16 protein-coding genes are annotated in these 18,517 nt (G+C 56.4%); 10 read left to right on the forward strand and 6 right to left on the reverse strand.

Annotated features, from left to right (window positions below; genetic code table 11):
* The first annotated feature begins 268 nt into the window (after positions 1-268).
* The 5 genes from yajC (at position 269) to RBB47_RS09540 (ending at position 4,521) form a co-directional block, all read left to right on the forward strand.
* The gene (gene yajC / locus RBB47_RS09520; protein ID WP_305985544.1) at positions 269-601 is read left to right on the forward strand and encodes a preprotein translocase subunit YajC; all 333 of its coding nucleotides are present in this window, start codon (positions 269-271) and stop codon (positions 599-601) included.
* A 74-nt stretch (positions 602-675) separates the two neighbouring features.
* Entirely contained in the window at positions 676-2,286 is a 1,611-nt protein-coding gene (gene secD, locus RBB47_RS09525; protein WP_305985545.1) for a protein translocase subunit SecD, read from the forward strand.
* 14 nt (positions 2,287-2,300) lie between these two features.
* Complete coding sequence (secF, locus tag RBB47_RS09530) at positions 2,301-3,251, forward strand: protein translocase subunit SecF (RefSeq protein ID WP_305985546.1); 951 nt, start codon at positions 2,301-2,303, stop codon at positions 3,249-3,251.
* Positions 3,252-3,264: 13 nt separating this feature from the next.
* Positions 3,265-3,642, forward strand: a complete 378-nt coding sequence (locus RBB47_RS09535; RefSeq protein ID WP_305985547.1) for an Mth938-like domain-containing protein — start codon at positions 3,265-3,267, stop codon at positions 3,640-3,642.
* A gap of 27 nt (positions 3,643-3,669) precedes the next feature.
* Positions 3,670-4,521, forward strand: coding sequence for a phytoene/squalene synthase family protein (locus tag RBB47_RS09540; RefSeq protein ID WP_305985548.1), 852 nt, complete (start codon positions 3,670-3,672; stop codon positions 4,519-4,521).
* A gap of 14 nt (positions 4,522-4,535) precedes the next feature.
* On the opposite strand, the gene trmFO is transcribed toward RBB47_RS09540, so the two are convergent.
* The 4 genes from trmFO to uvrA form a co-directional block, all read right to left on the reverse strand.
* Positions 4,536-5,954 carry a methylenetetrahydrofolate--tRNA-(uracil(54)-C(5))-methyltransferase (FADH(2)-oxidizing) TrmFO gene (gene trmFO / locus RBB47_RS09545; protein ID WP_305985549.1) on the reverse strand — a complete coding sequence of 473 codons (1,419 nt, stop codon included), beginning with the start codon at positions 5,952-5,954 and terminating at the stop codon, positions 4,536-4,538.
* A 410-nt stretch (positions 5,955-6,364) separates the two neighbouring features.
* Entirely contained in the window at positions 6,365-6,514 is a 150-nt protein-coding gene (locus RBB47_RS09550) for a DUF1127 domain-containing protein (RefSeq protein WP_305985550.1), read from the reverse strand.
* Between the two features lie 413 nt (positions 6,515-6,927).
* Positions 6,928-7,080, reverse strand: coding sequence for a DUF1127 domain-containing protein (locus tag RBB47_RS09555; protein ID WP_305985551.1), 153 nt, complete (start codon positions 7,078-7,080; stop codon positions 6,928-6,930).
* Between the two features lie 234 nt (positions 7,081-7,314).
* The gene (gene uvrA / locus RBB47_RS09560) at positions 7,315-10,188 is read right to left on the reverse strand and encodes an excinuclease ABC subunit UvrA (RefSeq protein ID WP_305985677.1); all 2,874 of its coding nucleotides are present in this window, start codon (positions 10,186-10,188) and stop codon (positions 7,315-7,317) included.
* A 574-nt stretch (positions 10,189-10,762) separates the two neighbouring features.
* Here uvrA and RBB47_RS09565 point away from each other — a divergent pair.
* Positions 10,763-11,287: a single-stranded DNA-binding protein gene (locus RBB47_RS09565; RefSeq protein ID WP_305985552.1), complete on the forward strand. Its 525-nt coding sequence runs from the start codon at positions 10,763-10,765 to the stop codon at positions 11,285-11,287.
* 332 nt (positions 11,288-11,619) lie between these two features.
* On the opposite strand, the gene RBB47_RS09570 is transcribed toward RBB47_RS09565, so the two are convergent.
* On the reverse strand, positions 11,620-12,099 hold the full coding sequence (locus RBB47_RS09570; protein ID WP_305985553.1) for a hypothetical protein: 480 nt from the start codon (positions 12,097-12,099) through the stop codon (positions 11,620-11,622).
* 570 nt (positions 12,100-12,669) lie between these two features.
* On the opposite strand from RBB47_RS09570, the gene RBB47_RS09575 reads away from it, so the two are divergent.
* The 3 genes from RBB47_RS09575 to paaB all read left to right on the forward strand — a co-directional run bounded on the left by RBB47_RS09575 (position 12,670) and on the right by paaB (position 15,595).
* Positions 12,670-14,565: a murein L,D-transpeptidase gene (locus RBB47_RS09575; RefSeq protein ID WP_305985554.1), complete on the forward strand. Its 1,896-nt coding sequence runs from the start codon at positions 12,670-12,672 to the stop codon at positions 14,563-14,565.
* A gap of 254 nt (positions 14,566-14,819) precedes the next feature.
* Positions 14,820-15,302, forward strand: coding sequence for a DUF3291 domain-containing protein (locus tag RBB47_RS09580; RefSeq protein WP_305985555.1), 483 nt, complete (start codon positions 14,820-14,822; stop codon positions 15,300-15,302).
* Positions 15,303-15,319: 17 nt separating this feature from the next.
* Entirely contained in the window at positions 15,320-15,595 is a 276-nt protein-coding gene (gene paaB, locus RBB47_RS09585; RefSeq protein WP_305985556.1) for a 1,2-phenylacetyl-CoA epoxidase subunit PaaB, read from the forward strand.
* A 2-nt stretch (positions 15,596-15,597) separates the two neighbouring features.
* Here the strand turns inward: paaB and paaK are convergent, their stop codons facing one another.
* Complete coding sequence (gene paaK / locus RBB47_RS09590) at positions 15,598-16,902, reverse strand: phenylacetate--CoA ligase PaaK (protein ID WP_305985557.1); 1,305 nt, start codon at positions 16,900-16,902, stop codon at positions 15,598-15,600.
* A gap of 240 nt (positions 16,903-17,142) precedes the next feature.
* On the opposite strand from paaK, the gene RBB47_RS09595 reads away from it, so the two are divergent.
* Positions 17,143-18,462 (forward strand): HlyD family type I secretion periplasmic adaptor subunit, encoded by a 1,320-nt coding sequence (locus RBB47_RS09595; protein WP_305985558.1) that lies wholly within the window; start codon positions 17,143-17,145, stop codon positions 18,460-18,462.
* Positions 18,463-18,517: the final 55 nt, after the last annotated feature.

Below are 18,517 nucleotides of genomic sequence, written 5' to 3' on the forward strand. Positions count from 1 at the left end.
CGAAGATTCCGAAAGGGGGTGCCCTTTCAACACTTCGCCACGACAGAAACCTTGGCTTCAATAGACGCTAAAACATGTTGCGCGACCAGTAGCATGGGGCAGGTAACTCGAAAACGTCAGTTATTCCCATACCGGTACGCCGGAATCGGCTTGCAAAAGCTTGAAATGAGGCGCGCCGCCGTTATAGTCCGCGCACCAGAATTCAGAGCGTTTTGTTGGCGGGCCATGTGGCTCGTCGATTCTTGAAAACGCCCCTTAGGAGAGTTGAATGTTGATCACCCCAGCCTATGCGCAGTCTGCCGGAGCAGCAGGTCCAGGCTTCTTGATTCAAATCCTGCCGTTCGTGGCGATTTTCGCGATCATGTACTTCCTGATCATCCGGCCGCAGCGCCAGCGAATGAAACAGCATCAGGAAATGGTCGCCAATCTGCGCCGCGGTGACACCATTGTGACCACTGGTGGGATTATCGGCAAAGTATCGAAGGTGGTAGACGATAGCGAACTACAGGTGGAATTGTCCGAAGGCGTCAAAGTACGCCTGGTACGGTCCATGGTTCAGGAAGTGCGTTCGAAGTCCGAGCCGGCCAAAGACAATTCCTGACGGGGCACCTGAACCGCATCGATCTATCCGCCGGGCCGGTTTGCCATCGGCCTGGCTGCTTTTAAGGCTCTGTTATGCTTCATTTCGCCCGCTGGAAAATCGTGCTGATCGTGCTTGTGGTCGCTGCAGGCATCATCACGACCCTGCCGAATTTCTTTTCCGCCAAGCAACTTGAAAGCTGGCCGGACTTCCTGCCGAAAAACCAGATGGTTCTGGGTCTCGATCTGAGGGGTGGTGCCTATCTGCTCTACGAGATCGACAAGCAGGATTACATCACCAACCGCATGAAAGCGCTGGTGAGCGATATCCGGACCACGCTCCGGGAAGACCCGAGGATCGGATATACCGGACTGGGTGAGCAAGGTGACGGCGCGCAGGTTCGCATTCGAGACCTGACGCGCCTGGCCGAGGCAGAAGAGCGGCTTGAGCCCCTGGTCAATCCGCTGGTGTCCAGCATTTTTGGCGGGCAACAGGTCAACGAATTCGAAATGACAGTCAATGACGACGGGCTCATTCGGTTCACCTACACCGAACAGGGCCTTGAAGACCGGATGACCAACATCGTCCAGCAGTCAATTGAGGTGATCCGGCGCCGCGTCGATGAACTCGGCACGACGGAACCGAGCATTCAGCGCCAGGGTGCTGAAAGAATTCTCGTGGAAGCGCCGGGCGAAGACGATCCTGAAAGACTCAAAGCGGTGATCGGCAGAACGGCGAAGCTGACGTTCCACATGGTCGACACCTCCATGACCGGTGAGCAGGCCCTGCAGAGCCGGCCACCAATTGGCACCGTGGTGGTTATGTCGCAGGATGATCCGCCGTTCCCGTACCTGCTGGAAGAAGTTCCGCTCCTTGAGGGCTCTGATCTTGTCGACGCCCAGGTGAGTTTTGATCAGCGCACCAATGAACCGGTGGTCAATTTCCGCTTCAACCAGTCGGGCGCGCGTAAATTTGCGCAAATCACAACGCAAAACGTGAACCGGCCGTTCGCGATCGTACTCGATGACGAAGTTATCTCAGCGCCAGTTATTCGGGAGCCGATCACCGGTGGTTCGGGTCAGATTTCGGGAGACTTTACCGTTGAAGGCGCAAACGACCTAGCAGTTCTTCTGCGGGCCGGTGCGTTGCCTGCGAAGTTGACGGTTATTGAAGAGCGCTCGATCGGGCCGGGTCTTGGAGCCGATTCCATCGAGGCCGGACAACTTGCCTCCATCATCGCAGGCGCTGCCGTGATCGTCTTCATGATCCTTGCCTACGGCAGGTTCGGTATCATCGCCGACTTGGCGCTAACGGCCAACATCTTCCTCATATTTGGTGCTCTGACGGTTCTGCAGGCGACGCTGACCCTGCCGGGGATTGCGGGCATCGTGCTCACGATCGGTATGGCGGTTGATGCCAACGTTCTGATTTTTGAGCGAATACGGGAAGAATCGCGTGCGGGCCGATCCGTGATTTCGGCCATTGATGCCGGTTACAGCCGCGCGCTCGGCACAATTCTTGACGCCAACATCACGACGCTGATTGCGGCTGTCATTCTGTTCCAACTCGGATCCGGACCCGTGAAAGGCTTTGCCGTCACGCTGGCGATCGGTATCTTCACCACCGTTTTCTCGGCCTTCACGTTCAGCCGGTTGCTGGTGTCGCTATGGATACGACACCGCCGCCCGTCCGAACTGCCGATCTGATCCGGGAGAAAAAAATGCTGCTAAGACTTGTTCCGGACAACACCAAGATCAAATTCATGTGGCTTCGCAAGGCCAGCTTTCCGCTGTCCATCGTGCTCGTGATTGCGTCCCTGACCGGTTTCTTCACCGTTGGTTTGAACTACGGCATCGACTTCAAGGGCGGTACCATCATCGAAATCAAGACCGATGGCCCGGCTGATATCGGCGCCATCAGGTCTGAGCTTTCCACCCTCAATCTGGGCGATGTCCAGGTCCAGGAATTCGGCGCGTCTGACGATATCCTCATTCGTGTCGAGGAACAGCCGGGCGGAGAGACGGCGCAACAGTCGGTCGTTGCCAAGGTGAGAACGATTTTCGCCGATGACAATGTCGATTTCCGCCGTGTCGAAGTGGTCGGGCCGCGCGTGTCCGGGGAGTTGGCGCGGGCAGGGGCGCTTGCCGTTGCCGCCTCGCTGTTTGCGATCCTGATCTACATCTGGTTCCGCTTCGAGTGGCAATTCGCGATTGGTGCGATCCTGACAACGGCAAACGACGTTGTCATAACGATCGGATTGTTCGTCCTGCTTCAACTCGATTTCTCCCTTTCGAGCATCGCGGCCGTCCTGACGATTATCGGGTATTCACTCAACGATACCGTGGTGGTGTATGACCGGATTCGCGAAAACCTGCGAAAATACAAGAAACGACCGCTGACAGACATCCTGGATCAGTCGATCAACGAAACCCTGTCCCGGACGACAATGACCTCTGTCACCACGTTGCTGGCGCTGATTGCGCTTTATGTCTTCGGTGGTGAAGTCATTCAGTCCTTCACGCTCGCCATGATCTTCGGGATTATCATCGGTACCTATTCCTCGATTTTCCTGGCTGCACCTTTCCTGATTCTGCTCAAGCTTCGTCCGGACGCCCTGTCTTCCAAGGACGGAGACGATGAAAAGGGTGCCAAGGCGAACGCCACGGTCTGAAGGATAGGTCGGGATGGAAATCCGGGACGCGCATTTTCCAGGGCGGGCGCCGCTGGATGCCTATGGCAATGGCGGCTTCCGCTTCGCGAACATGTCCCACCGCGGATCGATTCTGTGCGTTCCAAGCGGCATCTACGGTTGGAACATTTCTGGTCCTGCCGAGTTCAGCGAACTGGCCTTTCAGCGTGTTTTTGAAGAGCAGCCGGACATTGAAGTTCTACTGGTTGGAACGGGCACGGATTTGCATCCGCTTGCGGCGGATCTGAAAGACCGTTTCCGGGAAGCCAATATCTTGGCAGACCCGATGTCTACCGGAGCTGCAGTGCGCACGTTCAATGTGCTCTTGTCCGAAGATAGGGCAGTCGCTGCAGCTCTTTTGGCGGTGGACTGAACCGGAAAGCGAACCATATGGGCGATCATGACCACTGATTTTGATCATGCCGCCGACGTTGTGCGCCAATATGACAAGGACCGGTATCTGAGTGCGTTGCTGGCGCCGCAGACGCACCGTCCGGCGTTGCTCGCGCTATATGCATATAACGCCGAGATTGCCCGGGTCCGGGAGATTGTGTCCGAGCCGCTGCCGGGGGAGGTCCGTCTTCAGTGGTGGCGAGATCTGCTGGAAGGCACCGAACACGGCACGGCTGCTGGAAATCCTGTCGCAAGTGCGCTGCTGCAAAGCATCGAGACCTACAAGTTGCCGCGTCCGGCGCTCGTTGCCATGGCTGAAGCCCGGATCTTCGATCTCTACGACGATCCGATGCCCAGTTTGAACGATCTGGAAGGCTATGCCGGGGAAACCGTTTCCGGGCTGATCCAGCTGGCCTGCCTTGTCCTGAACGAAGGCAAGGATGCCGGGACGGCCACGGCTGCAGGTCACGCAGGGGTTGCCTACTGCCTGACTGGACTGATGCGCGCATTGCCCTGGCACGCCTCCAGGCGGCAACTGTTTTTGCCCCGTGACGTGATCGAGCGGCACGGTCTTGATCCGGAAAGTCTGTTTAGGGGTGAAACCACCCCGCAGTTGAAGGCCGTGCTCAAGGAAATGCGTGAGCATGTACGCCATCACCTCGGGCGCGTCGGCGATTTCGCAAATCAGGTGCCCGAGAAATGTCAAAACGCATTTCTGCCGCTTGTCCTTGTGAAACCATTCTTGACGAAACTCGAAGCCGAGGGGTTCGATCCCTTGCGTCAGGCGGCTGAGATATCCCAATTGCGCCGCCAATGGTTGCTCTGGCGCGCATCGGGACAGATATTCAAGAGCCTCTGACGGTCGTGACAAGCCTATTCAGCGGCAAGTTTTTGCAGGCCGAGATCGGACATCCAGGCAGCAAAATCCACCTTCGCCCGGTCGGTCATGGCGCGTTTCTTCGCCTTTGCCTTCTCTTTGCCTTTCAAACGTTTGCCGTCTTCGCCCGTTTTGGGGGCCTCGACCGGCGGAAACAGACCGAAATTCACGTTCATCGGTTGAAAGGAACCCGGTTTGCCGGCCCCGTCATTGCGTGAAATATGGCCGCCGGTAATGTGCCCCAGGAGGGCCCCCATGGCCGTCGTTTCCGGTGGCGCAATGATGTCCCGGCCGGACGTTTCCATGACGGTGAAGATCCCGGCAAGACATCCGACACTGGCTGATTCAACGTAGCCTTCGCATCCTGTGATCTGGCCCGCAAAGCGTAGTCTGGGATCTGCTTTCAGCCGAAGCGAACCGTCCAGCACTTTTGGTGAGTTCAGGAAAGTGTTGCGGTGCAAGCCGCCAAGACGTGCGAACTGGGCACTTTCGAGGCCAGGGATCATGCGGAAAATATCCGCCTGTGCGCCATATTTCAGCTTCGTCTGAAAGCCGACCATGTTGTAGAGCGTTCCAAGCGCATTGTCCTGTCGAAGCTGGACAACGGCATAGGGCTTTATGTCCGGTTCGTGCGCATTAGTCAGTCCCATCGGCTTCATCGGTCCGTGGCGGAGGGTTTCGCGGCCCCTGGACGCCATGATTTCAATCGGCAGGCAGCCATCGAAATAAGGCGTATTGGCTTCCCATTCCTTGAAATCGGCGGTATCGCCGGCGAGCAAAGCGTCGATAAAGGCCTCATATTGATCGCGGTTCATCGGACAATTGAGGTAGTCCTTGCCAGTGCCGCCGGGACCGACCTTGTCGTAACGGGACTGAAACCAGGCCTTGTTCAGGTCAATGGACTCGAAATGGACGATTGGTGCAATCGCATCGAAAAAAGCAAGGGCATCTTCTCCGCTCTTTTCCAGAACGGCATTTGACAGGGCCGGCGACGTGAGCGGACCGGTCGCGATGATCACCTTGTCCCACTCGCTCGGTGGAAGCCCCGCAATCTCTCCACGCTCCAGCGTGATATTGGGATGCTGTGTCAGGGCCTCCGTCACAGCGTCGGAAAATCCGTCGCGGTCGACGGCTAGAGCGCTACCGGCCGGAACCTGGTGCGCATCGGCGCACGCCATTATCAGAGACCCGAGTTGCCGCAATTCGTGGTGGATGAGACCGACAGCATTTTGCTCGGAGTCGTCGGAGCGGAAGGAGTTGGAACAGACCAGTTCGGCCAGACCATCAGTCTGGTGAGCGTCGGTTTTGCGAACCGGACGCATTTCGTGAAGAACGACCGACAGTCCTGCCTGGGCCATCTGCCACGCGGCTTCGGATCCGGCCAAGCCGCCGCCAATAACGTGGATGGGGGTCATGCATATTCCCTGGAATTGATGCGGAACATCTCGGAGCGGCAGGCTCCAGATAGTCCCGTCAGTTTCTGATGCCCTGATTACAGGCTCAGGCTAGTGTCCGCAATGTTTTCGGTGCCTGCAGCACGACGGGAGCCCCGCAATCCGGGAAGAAATCCAAGGCGTCAGACGGCGACAATAAGCTGTGTTTGACAGAAACCGGGCAGGTAGAGCGACAAGCCGTGCCATGGCGGAAGGTGCTTTCAGGTTTGAGCCATCGATCTCGGTTTCCCTGTCCAGCGACAGTTCAAAAAAAACGCCTGCCGGTGGGAGGAGGTACCGGCAAGCGTTTTTTGGGTCTCTGCCAAAGTCTGGCAGAGTATGTGCAGTCAGAAGGCTGGGAGGAGAACGCCTTCAGACCGCCAAGCTTTGAGTTACTTCACGGACTGACGTGCGTACCGAGCGATGTCGGAGCGGGCGATGCCCAGGTCGTCCAGTTCGCGGTTGCTCAGGTTGGACAGCTCGTCATAGGTCTGACGGAAGCGTTTCCAGTTGTTGAATTTGCGTACAACGTTATCGATCATGGTTTAGGCCTTTCGCTATCTCATGGCCATGGCACCGCGGATCGGCGTCTGGCCCGTTCGTTTCTTACAATCGGAATATAGGAAAATTGTGCGCTGCGAGGTAGTGAGAAAATTGCGAGGCAGATATGCAAAAAGCGCAATTCACCAGATAGTTAACGGATATATCTGCATTGAATGCATATCAGAAATGCGAAATGAAACATCAATATCTCGCAAGTGCGAGATAGACGCTGTCGAGGTTCGAATTGTAAAGGAGATGGGGGAGCCAAGGGCTGAACAAACGAACGCCCGCCAGTGGGAGGAGGTACTGGCGGGCGTCGTTTCGACGTGGCAGGGCTGGGAGGAGGATGCCCTGCGTGTCACACGTCCTTAGGCTGGGAGGAGGTTGCCCTTGGACGCGATCTCTGAATTTCTTAGCCGTTCAATCCACGGCGAGCAACGAACTTGATGTCGCTGGGGCTAATGCCAAGGTCCTGGAGTTCACGCGCCGACAGACGGGACAATTCGTCAACCGCACGGCGGTAATTTACCCAGGCGCTGTATTTTTTACGCGCAGTGTCAAACATCTTCTTCTTCCTTATGCGGCAGCGTTTTTCGCCATCCGCGTCGTTGTTGATTTCTTATATAATTCACCATCTGAAATAAAAGAAGTGCCAGAAGCGCATGACAGACATGCAATTGGTGCAATGCAATAAACTTTATGTGATCAAGGCTTTTGAAATAACCGAAAGGTACGAAAAAACAGTGCGCTGCACATGTAAGTGCAGCGCACATAAAATCAAGGGTGTGGTTGGTATCCGCTACTCGGCAGCGTCTGGCGCTCTTTGCGGGCGGCGTTGCAAAAGTTCACCGAGAAACTGGCCCGTATAGCTTCCAGAAATCTCGGCAACGTCCTCTGGCCGTCCGGTTGCAACCACAGTACCGCCACCGTCTCCGCCTTCCGGGCCGAGATCGATGATCCAGTCCGCCGTCTTGATGACTTCGAGATTGTGTTCGATCACAAGAACGGTGTTGCCCTGATCGACCAGCTCGTGAAGAACGTCAAGCAGTTTGGCAACGTCATGGAAATGCAAACCCGTTGTGGGTTCGTCCAGAATATAGAGCGTTCGGCCTGTCGAACGTTTTGAGAGTTCCTTTGCCAGCTTGACGCGCTGTGCCTCGCCGCCCGAAAGCGTCGTCGCCTGTTGACCGACCTTTATGTAACCGAGGCCGACCCTCGCAAGCGTTTCCATCTTGTCGCGCACCGCTGGAACAGCAGAAAAGAACTCAGCAGCTTCTTCGACTGTCATGTCGAGCACGTCAGCGATGGATTTTCCCTTGAATTCCACCTCAAGCGTTTCGCGATTGTAGCGTTTTCCCTTGCAGACGTCGCAGGTCACATAAACGTCCGGTAGGAAGTGCATCTCAATCTTGATAACACCGTCGCCCTGGCAGGCCTCGCAGCGGCCGCCCTTAACGTTAAACGAGAACCGGCCGGGCTGGTAACCACGGGCCTTGGCCTCCGGCATTCCGGCAAACCATTCCCTGATCGGTGTAAATGCGCCGGTATAGGTTGCCGGATTGGACCTCGGTGTGCGTCCGATCGGGGACTGGTCGATGTCGATGACCTTGTCCAGCATTTCCAGGCCTTCGATACGGTCATGGGGAGCAGGGTTGTCCCGTGCGCCATTAAGACGGCGCGCCGCAGCCTTGTAGAGCGTATCGATCAGGAACGTGGATTTGCCGCCGCCAGACACACCTGTAACGCAGGTAAAGGCGCCGAGAGGTACATCGACATCGATATCCTTCAGATTGTTACCGCGCGCACCTTTAACGGATAGCTTTCGCTTCTTGTTGATCTTCCGCTGTCCATCCGCGCGTGTGATCATCCGTGCCCCGGACAGATATTCGCCCGTTAGCGACTTTGGATTTGCCATAACTTCGGCGGGGCTTCCCTTCGCCACGACATCGCCGCCGTGTACGCCGGCGCCTGGACCGACATCAACCACGTAGTCGGCTGTCAGGACCGCGTCTTCATCGTGCTCCACGACAATCACCGTGTTGCCGAGGTCGCGCAGGTGCTTCAGGGTCTCCAGGAGACGTGCATTGTCCCGCTGGTGCAGACCGATGGACGGTTCGTCCAGCACGTACAAAACACCCGTCAAGCCGGAGCCGATCTGCGACGCCAAGCGGATGCGCTGGCTTTCGCCGCCCGAGAGTGTCCCTGACGATCGGGACAGGGTCAGGTACTCCAGTCCGACATCATTCAGAAACTTCAGTCTTTCCCGGATCTCTTTCAGGATGCGGCCCGCAATTTCAGACTGTTTGGCGTTCAGCTTGTCGGGAAGGGCGTCGAACCAGTCGCGCGCCTGGCGGATCGAAAACTCCGTGACCTCGCCGATATGTTTGCCCGCGATCTTGACCGCGAGCGCTTCCGGCTTCAACCGGTAGCCACTGCAGGCAGGGCAGGCATGGTCCGACTGAAACCGCGCAAGTTCTTCTCTGACCCATGAGGATTCAGTTTCGCGCCAGCGGCGCTCGATATTTCCGATGACGCCTTCGAAGGTCTTTTCCGTCCGGTAACTGCGAACGCCGTCGTCATAGACGAACTCGATCTCCGTCTTACCGGTACCGTGAAGGATGGCGTCCTGCACGTTTTCCGGAAGGTCTTTCCAGGGCGTCGACATCGTGACCTTGAAATGATTGCAAAGCGCTTCAAGCGTTTGCGCGTAGTAGGGCGACGTGGAACCCGTCTTGGCCCAGGGCAGAACCGCACCTTCGCGCAACGAAAGCGAATGGTCGGGGACAACAAGATCTTCTTCAAACGCAAGCGTTGTCCCGAGGCCGTCGCATGTCGGGCAGGCGCCGAACGGATTGTTGAAAGAGAACAATCTCGGTTCGATTTCCGGAATGGTGAAGCCGGAAACGGGACAGGCAAACTTTTCCGAAAAGATCAGCCGTTCCGGATCGCCCTTGTCGTCCGTTTTGTCGGCAAATTCGGCAATCGCGATGCCATCCGCCAATTTCAGGGCTGTTTCAAGAGAGTCAGCAAGGCGGCCAGCGATATCATCGCGCACGACAAGACGGTCCACGACAACATCGATGTCGTGCTTGAATTTCTTGTCCAGGGCAGGGGCTTCTGAAATCTCGTAAAACGTGCCGTCGATCTTGACGCGCTGAAAACCCTTTTTCATCAGCTCGGCAAGTTCCTTGCGGTACTCTCCCTTGCGCCCGCGCACCATCGGGGCAAGAAGGTAGAGACGCGCGCCGTCTTCCAGATCCATGACCCGGTCGACCATCTGGCTGACCGTCTGGCTCTCGATCGGAAGCCCGGTTGCGGGCGAGTAGGGAATACCCACCCTGGCAAACAAAAGGCGCATGTAATCGTAGATTTCGGTCACAGTTCCCACAGTCGAGCGTGGGTTCCTGGACGTTGTCTTCTGTTCGATCGAAATGGCAGGTGAGAGACCGTCGATCTGGTCGACATCCGGCTTCTGCATCATTTCCAGGAACTGACGCGCATAGGCGGACAGGCTTTCAACGTATCGCCGCTGGCCCTCAGCATAGATCGTGTCGAAGGCAAGCGACGACTTGCCCGAACCGGACAGCCCCGTCATGACGATCAGTTTGTTGCGCGGCAGATCCAGGTCTACGCCTTTGAGGTTGTGTTCTCTGGCGCCCCGGATACTGATCATCCGCGTCGGATCGTTTTTCCAGTTGTCGTCCACCCGATCACCCTTCGACGTCGTCATTTTTGTTGTCCTGCCCAAAACCATGGCGAGACCGGGGCAGCAAACGGCCACCGGCAGTTCGGATCGGCAGAACTCAATGTGTGTGTTCTGCTCCCGATATAGCAGTTAAATCCGGAACATCCAGTGAGGCGAGTTGGCGGCCTGAAAGAAAGGTCTTCCGCCCATGATGTTCCATTGAAACAGTATTACAAAAGTGATAAGAACAAAACAAGTACATTTACACCTGTTCTAGACGGCAGTCGCGACGCTACCGCGTTGAACCGATGCGGAAAGATGGCTTCATAACCTCAATCCGCACGGCGTTTCAAGGTGATGGTAGGACAATCTGAACGTAGATTGTGTCACCGTTGGCTTGTGGAAAATGGGTGTGGATTTGTGAAAAAGAGGGCGAAACGGTTGGCCTGCCGCTACGGTTCTGTTTTCTAGCTGCAGGTCAGGCGGAGCCGCCCGGCTCAAGAATATGTGAGAAACAGACCCGGGCAATCGGATATCCGCTTGGAACAAACAGGAGTGCAGGATGGCGGGCAGCGTCAATAAAGTCATTTTGGTCGGCAATTTGGGTGCCGATCCGGAGATCCGGCGGACACAGGATGGTCGGCCGATCGCTAATCTGCGCATCGCCACATCGGAAAGCTGGCGGGACCGAAATTCCGGCGAGCGCCGCGAAAAGACCGAGTGGCACCGCGTGGTCATCTTCAACGAGGGTCTATGCAAGGTGGCTGAGCAATACCTGCGCAAAGGATCAAAGGTCTACCTGGAAGGGCAACTTCAGACCCGCAAATGGCAGGATCAGTCAGGTCAGGACAGATACTCGACGGAAGTCGTTTTGCAGGGCTTTAACTCGAACCTGACAATGCTTGATGGTCGCGGTGAAGGCGGTCAGTCCGGAGGCCTGCCGGACTACGGCAATGACTCCCAGGGCGGAGGCGGCTTTGGCGGCGGTGGTTCCGGCGGTTACGGTGGCGGCTCCAGCGGGGGCGGCTTTGGTGGCCAGGGTGGCGGCGGTGGCGCCGGCCCGATGGACGACGAGATCCCGTTCTGATGAAATTAAGTGCCGGGAAGCCGTTCCAATCGGAACAGTCCCGGCATTTTCTTTTGCGTCGGTACACTAGGGTACGGACCCATAAATGAAGCCGATTTGGCGGCAGAAATGGCGAAATCTCGCAAGGAAACGTGTGAAGAGCGGGCTTTGTGCCCGGTCAAGCACGGTGACGCTGCGAGGCGAAGCTATTTTGCCGTCCTTCGGATTTGTCCGTTTTGGCCATCTGCTGCGTCGCGAAAGGCTTGAAAATGAACCACATTTCCTGCGCTTTCGCTCCTTTCATCTGGCCAAAACGATCCAAACCAAACCGACTTCCTTTATGGGTCCGTACCCTAGTCGCCGTAGTTGGGGTTATACCGCGTACGCGGATCGTCGACGAGGTCGAAATATTCTTTGTCGGTTCCAAGTCCGCAATGATAGACGGCTTCCTCGGCGCGCGTATCACCGCCGTGGCCCGGAGCGCCGTTGAGGTGGGCCAACTCGTGGATAATGGTGGCGAGCACGGTCCAACGTCCCATTCTGAAAGCCCGGTCTGCAATCCCGATCTCGCCGTTGTCGAAATACGCTTTGCCGTAAAAGGGCGCCTCGATGCCGGGCCCGTAACTTATCCAGATGCTGTCGTCATTGATCATGCTGGTGAGCGTGCGACTGTTCGGCAGCGAGCGGAAATAGGCATCGCAGCTCGGATTGTTTTTGACCATTTTGAACAGCTTGTTACGTGACCATTTCAGCTGACCGTATTGCGCGGAATCGAAATTGGTGAAGCCCGCCTGCAGGGAAATGTGATCCCCGATATTGAATTGAAATGGCATTCTCCGCGCTCCAGGTAGCCGTTACCGTTTCTGTCGCCTTGTTCCTAGAAAAGTCTCGATGGGTTGGCCGTGACGAGGATCACGCGGTAAAGCTTTTTGGCCGCAGCGGTTTGCGCCAAGCGCCGAGATGGCAGGACAAGACTGAACGGCGGATGCCGCACTGAGCCGGCGTCTTGCAATTCCGACAATGGAACAGCGGCAAATTCGTCACACTGATTTGATTTTAAACGGTGCAAATACCTGTTGCCCTTAACCCTCTAATCAAGCCTGTTATAGTATTAACCAGTTTGTTCTCCGTGTTTCGGACCGGCTGGATGGCGGATTACTGCGCCCGAGAGAGACCAAGAGACACGGAGCTGAACTGCGCGATTCGTTTTTGAAAGTGCAGTTTCTGTTTCTTGGCGGGGACGGGGGTTCGGTTGAAGGGCGAAAGACCGAACGTGGCTTAGATTGTGGGATTTCTGGGTTTAAGCAATGCAACTTGAAAATAAGCAACACGCCAAAAAGGTGCTGAGGACTGACAGCGCATCGCTTCGCGCGACAGCGTCAAATTCTCTGAAGGCATGTCTGATGGCGACCGTCCTGGCTTCCGGGGTCAGCATGGTCATGAGTGAACCTGTTGCCGCGCAGGGATTTTTCCAGCGCATGTTCAACCCTGAACATCACCGCAAACAACAGGAACGGCAGCGGCAACAGCAACTGCGCCAGAAAGTGGCAACGGTAAAGGTTGCCGCGCCGCGGTACCTCAACTATTCCCCGGATGCCTTGAAGCGGGTTTCGTTGACAGCGCTTTCCGAAAAGAAAACCGCGGAGGTCGCTCCTTCGGCGGATGTTCTGGAAACAACGGAAACTCTTTCTGTCGAAAACGACATCGGTCCTACGGAGACACCGGTTCTGACCGAGTTCGACAAATCCCGCTCGTCCCTGAAAGACCTTTCACTAACTGTTCTGCCCGAGGTTGGCGATGCGTTGCTCGCATATTATCGGGAGCATCCCGATTTTGTCTGGATCGAAGACGGCCGCGTGACGCTCAAGGCCGCGCAGATGCGCAAGGCCCTGGCTGGCGCTGACAAATACGCGCTGGTTCCGCAGGACTATTTTGTTTCGCTCCCATCGACATCGGGTCTCGACGAGAGCGAAAGAACTGCAGCAATGATGCAGTTCGAAATGGAGCTGAGTGCAGCCGTTCTGACATATGTTCTGGACGCGTCGCGGGGGCGCGTTGATCCGAACCGGATTTCCCAATATCACGATCTGCCAAGGCACGAAGTCGACCTTGTCGCAGCGCTGTCAGATATTGAGGCGACTTCCGATGTCGCAACTGCCCTGGAAGAGCATCAGCCTCAAAACGACCATTTCCGGCAACTCACGGCGGAGTTGGAGCGCCTCAAGGCGGAAGACGAAGCCGTCGATCAAATCGTCATCGCACCCGGCACCTTCCTCAAATCGGGCAAATCCAGCCCCGAAATGAAGAATATCGTCGCTGCGATCCAAAAGAACGGTTCGCCCGAGCTGAAGACAGCTCATGCCGATACGCTTCAAGCCTATGACGGTTCCGACCTTTACGCACCTGAACTGGTAGCCCTGGTCAAGGCCTTCCAGAAGGAAGCGGATCTCACGGCAGATGGTATTGTCGGCAAAAACACGATCAAGGCGCTTGTCGGAGAAACCAACGCGGCCAAGATTGCCAAGGTAGAACTGGCGATGGAACGCAGCCGCTGGATCCCCGAACAACTCGGTGACCGCAAGGTGTTTATCAACCAGGCTGCCTTTACCGCAACCTACATCGCGCCCGGGGAAGAGCCTCTTTCCATGCGGGTTGTTGTTGGCAAGAAATCCAATCAAACCAACTTCTTCTACGACAAGATCGAGGTTGTTGAGTACAACCCTTATTGGGGAGTCCCTTACTCGATCATCGTCAACGAGATGATCCCGAAGCTTGCGAAGGACCCGAGTTATCTCGACCGCGCCGGCTATGAAGTCTCGACCCCAGGCGGGCGCAAGGTTTCTTCCGCGTCGGTCAATTGGTATGCGGTTGCCTCCAAGCAGCAGTCGATCAATGTCCGTCAGTATCCGGGCCGGTCAAATGCACTTGGTGAAGTGAAGATCTTGTTCCCGAACGAGCATCACATTTACATGCACGACACGCCTGCGAAGAAACTCTTCGACAAAGACGTGCGCGCCTTCAGCCACGGTTGCATTCGCCTGCATGATCCCAAGGGCATGGCGGCAGCTGTTCTGGGCAAGTCCAAGGATTATGTGACATCCCGGATCGCAGAAGGCCGGAACGAGCAGGAACAGGTTACTGGCGACCTGCCGGTTTACGTTTCCTATTTCACCGCGTGGCCTGACATGGATGGAGAAGGCATCGCCTACTTCAGCGATATCTACGATCGCGACCGGTATCTTCTGAAGGCAATCGAAAAGACGGAAGCTGCCCGGGCAAAAGCCAGATCGGCAACCTAGACAAACACCGAAAGAACGCCGGGCAAATCGTCCGGCGTTTTTGCTCTTCAAGCGGAACCGTGCCCGCAATTGCGCGCTGTGCCAGCAAACGCTTTGATTTCATCGCGGACATTGTAAGCTCTATTGAAACTGTCGCACCGGATGGAGCCTGGCAGAAGCACTCCTTTTGCGGCCAATGCCGAGACGTTGGCCTATGGGCCGTGAAGGGTGTTTCGGTTTCCAGTCCGAAGAAACGGAAATGGAAGTGAGCGGAAATGACAGATCTACATATCGCAGAGTTGAACATTGCCCGGCTCAAGCATGACATCAATGATCCGAGGATCGCGGATTTCGTCAACAATCTGAACCGCGTGAATGCAGTTGCCGAACGCAGCGACGGGTTTGTCTGGCGGCTCAAAAACGAAGACGGCAACTCGGTATCGATGTCCGTTACGGAAGATCCCCGTGTGATACCGAACCTGTCGGTTTGGGAAGATGTTGCGTCGCTGGAGAAGTTCGTTTTTCAGACAATCCACAAACGGATATACGCTCGCCGGGCGGAGTGGTTCGATGTCATGGACAAAATGCACTTCGTCATGTGGCCGGTCGCCGTCGGGCACAAGCCTGGACTGGAAGAAGCCATGGATCGGTTGGAAAAGCTCAATAGGGACGGACCCTCGGACGAAGCATTCGATTGGCAACACGCCAAATCGGCCGAGCTGTGGCGCACAGAACGGTGCACCGGTTCTGCGGCATGAACACAGGTACCAGTAACATGACCAAGGAATGGCCGCTCTGGGAGGTGTTTATACGTGGACAACACGGGTTGAATCATCGCCACGTCGGATCGTTGCATGCGCCGGATGAGGCTATGGCGATCCGAAACGCCCGCGATGTCTACACCCGCCGTAAGGAAGGGGTCTCGATTTGGGTTGTCCCTTCCGAACGGATCATGGCTTCCGATGCAGGTCCCGCAGATGCGGATGCTCCCGAGACGGGCAAGATATATCCGCACCCGAGTTTTGACCGCGACGATCACAAGGAAGACTAAGCTTACGGCCGGTTGTCGACCACGCGTTTTGCCTTGCCTGCAGAGCGTTCTACCTGACCGGGTTCGGTGACGTCGACCGATGCCGATACGCCAACAACGCTCTTGATATGATGCGACAATTCCTTGGTCGAGGCTGCACGCGCGTCAGCTGAAGACGCTTCCGGGAGAGCTTCCACGTGGACAGTCATGACGTCCAGCCTGTCGGATTTGGTAAGCTCGATCTGGAAGTGGGGCGACAGGCCGCTGCACTTCAGGATTTGTTCCTCGATCTGCGTTGGAAAGACGTTGACGCCTCGCAGAATGATCATGTCGTCGGAACGACCGGTCACTTTTTCCATCCGGCGCATGGAGCGGGCGGTGCCGGGGAGCAGCCGCGTCAGGTCCCGCGTGCGATAGCGAACCATCGGCAGGCCCTCCTTGGTCAGCGTCGTGAAAACGAGCTCGCCGATCTCACCATCCGGCAGGACCTCTCCCGTCTCGGGATCTATGATTTCCGGGTAAAAATGGTCTTCCCAGATGTGCAGCCCGTCCTTGGTCTCTACGCATTCGTTGGCAACTCCCGGACCCAGAATTTCGGACAGGCCGTAGATGTCCACGGCATGCATGTCGAAGGCCTGTTCGATTTCTGCCCGCATGGAATTGGTCCAGGGCTCAGCTCCGAAGATGCCTGTCGCCAGCGACGTATCTCTGGGATCGAGACCCTGCTTGGCGAATTCATCCAGTATTGCCAGCAGGTATGACGGCGTCACCATGATGATCCGCGGCTTGAAGTCCATGATGAGCGTGACCTGGCGTTCCGTCATGCCTCCGGAAACCGGTACGACGGTGCAGCCGAGCTTTTCAGCACCGTAGTGAGCCCCAAGGCCACCGGTAAAAAGCCCGTAGCCATAGGCGACATGGATTATGTCGCCCGGACGTCCCCCGGAGGCGCGGATTGAGCGCGCCACGAGATGCGCCCACATGTCAATGTCGTTGGCGGTGTAGCCGACGACAGTCGGTTTCCCCGTCGTGCCGGAAGAGGCATGAACGCGGACGATCTTGTCGCGCGGAACGGCGAAAAGGCCGAATGGATACTGATCGCGGAGATCGGCCTTCGTTGTGAAGGGAAAGTGCCTCAGATCCGCAAGGCTTTTCAGATCCGTTGGATGTATGCCCTTTGCATCGAACGTCGTCCTGAAATGAGGCACATTTTCGTAGGCGTGGGTGAGGGACCATTTCAGTCGTTGCAATTGCAGGCTTTCGATTTCGTCCCTTGACGCGATTTCAATCGGATCGAGATCACCCGGCCGCGGTGCGAGATCTTCCATGAGTTCCTCCGTTGGGACGATTGGTTTTGAAACAGTTATGCACGGCGAATTTGCAAGGTCAAAGACGATAAGGGTCATCTTCTCCAAGCAGCCGAAATGTCGAGCAACGTCATGAAAAACATAAGGTTTTCCCGATGAGCTGGTTCACGGTGCCGGATCGGGCAGCTACATGGATTCAGGGGATGTTTACTTTAATGACGTAAAGTCAGCCTCAAACGTGCCGAGTGACAGTAGAGCGTTATGTTTTTCCGCAAATCAGCCAACGAAGAATATTCCCTGGACATGCCTCTTGAGCTTGAGGAAGGCCCGCCGACAATGGCGCACAAGCGTCTATTGCAGGTCTTGTCTCTCGGCGCGGCTGCGTTCCTCGGCTGGTCTGTGGTCGGGCAAGTTCGGGAGGTCGCAAAGGCCTCCGGCGAAATCGTTCCGGCAGGCAAGATACAAACCGTTGGTCATCTGGAGGGTGGAATTGTAGCCGAGGTCCTCGTTGCGGAGGGCCAGCTTGTGGAAGAAGGCACGCCGCTTGTGCGGCTTCAGGAGACAGCAACATCAAGCGATCTCGAAAAAGTGCAGACACGTTTGCAGTTCTTGGCGCGCGAAGAACAACGTTTGGCAAGCCGGTCCAATGACGACAGCGATTCCGGTCTGCGCCTTGCCGGCGAATTCAATTTCAGCGAAGCGCAACAGGCAGCCCTCAACGCGCAACAAAAAGCGCTGGAACAGGAGCAGCAGGCGCTGAAAGCCCGGATCAGCGAACGAGAAGCCGAACTTGCAAGTGTCCTGGAACGGATTTCGCTCCAACAGACCCAGGTCGAGATCGAAGAGGAAAAATATTCGATCCAGCAGACACTATTCGATCAGGGCTACACATCGAAGAGGCGGTTCCTGGATGCAAAGTCATCGCTCCAGATTGCCCAGAGCCGTATGAGCGAGCTGGTCGGATTGCGAGGACGGGCCGAGGCCCAGATTGCAGAAGCAAAGGCGAGCTTGAAACGCTCGATCGCAGCGGCAGAAGAAGAACTTGCCGAGGAACGCAGCCGCGTCGTCCAGGAGCGCAGTGAACTGGCATTTGAAGCAGAAAAACAGCGAGACCGCTTCGACCGCCTGTTTGTTCGCGCGCCGGCGAGCGGGCACGTCAAGGCCCTGAACCTGAAAGGGCCGGGCAGCGTTCTTGCGCCGGGAGACGTGGTTGCCGAAATCGTGCCGAGTGACAGCGACCTGGTTGCGGAAGTTCGCGTGTCTCCAAGAGATATCGGCCACGTGGAAGTCGGTGATGAAGCGGAGATTGCCATCACGACCTTTGATCCGAACATTCAGGGCACGCTGACGGGTGAAGTCTCTGTCGTTTCCGCGTCCAGTTTTCGCGACGAATACGGCAACTATTACTTCAAGGCCAAGATACCGCTGTCGTCGAACATGATCGGCGAGGGCGCCCGTGCCGAGACGATCTCACCGGGCATGGTGGTTGACGCCAAGATCGTGACCGGATCGAAATCGGTTATGCAATACATGCTGAAACCGGTGACGCGGGCGATCGGTGATCCGCTGAGTGAGCGATAGTTCTGCGCGTATCCAGTCCGAAGCGATCGAACGCGCAACAGCCGATTGTTTTGAA

The sequence above is a fragment of the Roseibium sp. MMSF_3544 genome (genome assembly GCF_030732845.1).
GTDB lineage: Bacteria > Pseudomonadota > Alphaproteobacteria > Rhizobiales > Stappiaceae > Roseibium.